We start from the raw sequence: 4,314 nt of genomic DNA, 5'->3' as shown, positions 1-4,314 counted from the left end.
AGATAGGTTGTTAAATCAGGGCGAGTTAGTGATTAAGTGGTATCGGAAAATCAAAAACAAAGGTAATTTCGGCTATGTTGCAGCTTAAATGCTGATTAGCTTACTTTGCTTGATGCTTACCGATTTAGGCTATCAGTAGTAACACCTTTTCACCCCGCTCTACTGCGTTGATGGCTAGTCTAGAACCTGGGGGTCGAGCAGTACGCGCTGCACCTGCGGGGTAGGGTTTGAGGTTTCTAGGATACTATCTCTCACCTACATGGTCATTCAGTTGTCTTGGCGAAGCCTCTCCCTTTGGGAGAAGGTTCTATACCTTGCGGCTAATCCTCTAAGCCCTTACGAGCTTTAGTTTCTAGCCAACGATTCGCACTGACAATCCAACGTCTAAACCTAATACGGTTCAGTTAAGCCTCAAAATCAGGTAAAATAGACATTGTTACTCAACAGAGAAATTAAGTGTGATGCATCTCAAGGATTTCTGGTTGGTGTCTCCTGATATACAAAGTGGAGACCTACTCAAAGCGATCAAGACGGCGATTCGGTGCAATAGCAATCGAAGAGGCGATCGCCAAAACCAAAGTCGAAGAGGAACGCAATCGCTCGTTACTCAACGGGAGAGCCAGTACGAATAGACGGAAACCGACACCGCCGACTGGACTCACCAGCCCAATTGGTGGTAAATCTTGTAATTGCAATGAGCTTCTGGTCAAAAGATTCAATGCGGGATGTACTGAAGAATCTGATTGACGGTCTTTCACCAGGCATGGGTGAAAGTAGGTAAATATTGGCGGGTTCCTTGTAAATCGGCTATTACCCAAGCCCGGAGCGCGATTGGGAGCAAGGGTAATGAGTCAGTTGTTTCATCGCTTGGTGCGACCAATGGCGACAACAGACACATTGGGAGCCTTTGTCAATGGGCTGCGAGTCGTGGGGAAACGATGGTACTTGTTTCGATGTCCCAGACAGTGATGAGAATGCGAGAGATATGGAGCGTCCCAGTAGTCGTCCTAGTACACAAGCTGCATTTCCCGCTCGTTAGATTAGTCATCCTTGTTGAAGCACAGAACACATTTAATCTTTGACACCTTAATGTGCGGAGCAAGGAAAGCTCCGCCTCCGGTTTATATCGCATGGGAGAGCGAGTACGGGCATTAAAATTATTGCGTTCGGTAACCTTGCTGAATGTTGTTGATGTGGGACAGGGGTTTACACTCATATGCAATGGTACAAGCAACAGTGTCTAAGGGGTGTAACTATTTAGGCAGAATTCCCGCCAATGTTAAATTTCTGGCAGAAAAACCTCACCGAAGATGGCTCCTATCTGTCGTGGATTTATCCATCTGGAAAGCTACGAAAAAAAGGTTGTCAGCCGCTCATGGTACGAGTAATTGAATATAGCATTGAGCATCTAGAAAACCCTACTGAACAAATCACGTACCGTTTGATTACGAGTTTATTAGATATCGAGAAGTTTCCTGCGGAGTTGTTAGCAAGAGAATACCATCTGCGTTGGAAAGTAGAAAACACGATTGATGAATTTAAAATACACCATAAGGCGCGAAAAACTCACGTTCGTTCCCAAAAAGCGCACGAAGTAGTACAATAAGTCTATGGCTGGTTATTAGGACATTGGTCGGTAAGGCTGTTAATGTTTCAAGTTGCAACCAGTGCTGGAATTCCACCATTGCGTCTAAGTTTTACAGGAACATTACGGGTTATTCGTCGTGCGCGTTGCCCTATTTCAACGCTTGCTTTCCAGTTGAACTACCCCTTTTTTCGATTGGTTGACTGTAGAAATTCTTGGATCTTCTTTTACCTGAACGAGTTCATCGATGTAATCCCAGAGTTGTAAAAAAACCTGTATCAAAATTTCGCTCGAAAAAACCAAAACACAGAGGTACTGGACAACGAATTGATGCTCCTGTTTTCCGCATCCTCAGTACAGCCTAGCCTTAACTGAACCGTATTGCCTTATAATAGGGTAATGGTTGTTTATTAGTGCAGCTTGAGGTGCTGATTTGTGGGCATCTATTATTCGGCAGATGTGGTCGTCATGTATATGAATGTTTTTCTTTACTTGGGGTGATGATAGTTTTAAAACCTAGAGTTTTTCCCTTTGGGTTTTTACCGGATTGGTATTTACCCACTGGAAATTGTTTGATATTAAACTCAAGGAAATTGAAAGAAAGGCTTTTCTTGTTCATGCTGTTTTCGAGTATGTACAAGTTTTGTTTTACTAGGTTTTAATTCTAGCCCTATGCCTTTTAACCATTCTGAGATTAGGTCTTTACATTTTTTTAGGGCGAGTAAATCTTCGTGAATAATTACGAAGTCATCGGCATATCTAATTAAGGATAAGGTTTGACGCTTACTTTCAAAGCTTAATGATACCAATCCGCGTTCTAAAACGTAATTCTCAAATGTGGAAAATTCGTAAGTGAACGTAACCTTTCTGGCATATCCATTAATTCTTTCAGTTCTTGGCAAAGAGTATCGATGACCGAGTGCATCGAATCAAACACTTGGTTGTAAAAATGCTTTTCGCGTACTTCTTCCCAGATATGCTCAACTGGATTTAAAGAAAGCGCTACTTTGGTGATTGGGGAATTAATCGAATATTTTCGGGGATAATCAAATCTTGTGATGTGTGATATGAAGCTTGGTCTACCTGTATGATGACAAAGTAAGCTGCAAAAACTTGTGCAACATGCTCCAGAAATAAACTCATCATATCCGTATTCACACTCATACAATACTAATGCTGCCATCTCTCCCAATAATGGCGCGACCGCAACATACGCATCTGTTGTATTCTCTGACTATTTCAGGACTTACGCAACTGGCACATTTATCTAAAAACTGTCACATTGACTTACTTTTGCTCTAACGCTTAGAAATCAATGCTTACAAGCATTAATCTCAAATTTAAATATATGTGCCAGTTGACCTTATATTGTGACGCTTGCGTAAGTCCTATTGGTAGATAGTGGTTGGTAGATAGTGGTTGGTGGATAGTGGTTGGTGGATAGTAAGTAGTGGTGACTAAAACAACCAACAACTATCCACCAACAACGCTCCAACCTAACTTTTTTCATTTTCCCATTAACCTCTGTCGCACCCCTTCGGCAATTTTGTTACCTAGATATTCAGGAATCAGGCTTTCATTTGGTCCCAACAAGTAAAGAATAAGGCGTGTACGTCCGCGCCAAACTAGTAAATTCGCATTTACCACCAGCAAATCTTCCTGCCAAATGGCGTACATCACTTTGTAGAATAATCCCGGTTGGTTATCAGCTTCAATAACTAAGGCAGGCAGATGAAAGACCGGATCGACATAGAATTCGGTTTGTACTTGTTCTAAGCCAGTATCAAGGTTGAATTCTACTGCTAGCATTTCTTCTACCTCAAACCGCCCTCCTAAAGCCTCGCGAACAGCACGGCAGACGTTTTCGGCGGTTTTCTCGGTCAAAGCTCTACTGCCACGAGACACCAACAGTTTCATAAAAACCAACATCGGCGGTCGGATCTGACCGTATAGACTTAAACCGTGGATAGTCAGCCCATAAGCTGCCAGCACACCAAAAATATCACTGAGGAGAAAAGATTGGTTGCGGTAGGCAAAATGCAGGGCACTTTTGCTACCTTCCGGTTTCAACTCAATAACGGCGCGTCTGGTTTTATAAAGACGGTAGGCTAGCCGCAAATTTTGCAGTTGAATCTCACTGCTAACAAATTGCTCATAAAACTGGGGAAACGCTCGGTTAAAGCGTTTTAGGAGTTCCAGGGTCGAAGATTTTAAACCAGAAGCCATTTTTGGGTTAAGACTCGCTCTTATTCGTCGCCAAGGGACTGGGACTGGGGGATAGGGGGAGGGGGAGCAGGGGGCAGGGGGACTTTCAAAGGCAGGGGGACTTTCAAAGGCAGGGGGACAAGGGGAGGACGAGCGCGAGTGCGTATTTTCCACTTCGCCCAAGCGCCCAAAGGAGGTCACGAACGTTGAAGCATGTGGCGTCCCCGCCCGTGGAACGTGTCCACTGGACTTGGGGGACAAGTGAAACAAGGGGACAAGGCAAATAATTCTTTTTTCCCAATGCCCAATGCCCTTCGGACGGCAGGTGCTCCACTTGGTCCGACACCAAGACCCTTCGGGTTCGGCAGTCCCCCATCGACGGGAACCGCGCCCGTCGGGGGCTGCCTCACCGCACTGCCTCCCCAATGCCCTTCGGACGGCAGGTGCTCCACTTGGTCCGACACCAAGACCCTTCGGGTTCGGCAGTCCCCCATCGACGGGAACCGCGCCCGTCGGGGGCTGCC

General features: G+C 45.0%; 5 protein-coding genes and 1 pseudogene. 2 read left to right on the top strand and 4 right to left on the bottom strand.

Annotated elements, in window-relative coordinates; all coding sequences use genetic code 11:
• Window positions 1–512: 512 nt before the first annotated feature.
• Window positions 513–695 (bottom strand): hypothetical protein, encoded by a 183-nt coding sequence (locus tag AABK37_RS40650; RefSeq protein WP_432557054.1) that lies wholly within the window; start codon window positions 693–695, stop codon window positions 513–515.
• Here AABK37_RS40650 and AABK37_RS40645 point away from each other — a divergent pair.
• Window positions 629–1,788: pseudogene (locus tag AABK37_RS40645) on the top strand (IS4 family transposase). The gene AABK37_RS40650 and the pseudogene AABK37_RS40645 overlap by 67 nt on opposite strands.
• Window positions 1,789–2,169: 381 nt before the next feature.
• On the opposite strand, the gene AABK37_RS40640 reads toward AABK37_RS40645, so the two are convergent.
• From AABK37_RS40640 to AABK37_RS40630, 3 genes are all read right to left on the bottom strand, one after another.
• Window positions 2,170–2,394 carry a reverse transcriptase domain-containing protein gene (locus AABK37_RS40640; RefSeq protein ID WP_432557053.1) on the bottom strand — a complete coding sequence of 75 codons (225 nt, stop codon included), beginning with the start codon at window positions 2,392–2,394 and terminating at the stop codon, window positions 2,170–2,172.
• Between the two features lie 8 nt (window positions 2,395–2,402).
• Window positions 2,403–2,768 (bottom strand): hypothetical protein, encoded by a 366-nt coding sequence (locus AABK37_RS40635; RefSeq protein ID WP_432557052.1) that lies wholly within the window; start codon window positions 2,766–2,768, stop codon window positions 2,403–2,405.
• Window positions 2,769–3,091: 323 nt separating this feature from the next.
• Window positions 3,092–3,811 (bottom strand): hypothetical protein, encoded by a 720-nt coding sequence (locus AABK37_RS40630; RefSeq protein WP_432557055.1) that lies wholly within the window; start codon window positions 3,809–3,811, stop codon window positions 3,092–3,094.
• Between the two features lie 192 nt (window positions 3,812–4,003).
• Between AABK37_RS40630 and AABK37_RS40625 the strand changes: the two genes are divergently transcribed.
• Window positions 4,004–4,314, top strand: a 311-nt coding sequence (locus tag AABK37_RS40625; RefSeq protein ID WP_432557051.1) for a hypothetical protein, incomplete at its 3' end; no start/stop codon positions are given.

The organism is Tolypothrix sp. VBCCA 56010 (assembly GCF_050875635.1).
Classification (GTDB): domain Bacteria; phylum Cyanobacteriota; class Cyanobacteriia; order Cyanobacteriales; family Nostocaceae; genus Hassallia.
Note: the sequence above shows the minus strand (reverse complement) of the source record. Positions and strands in the feature narration are given on the sequence as shown.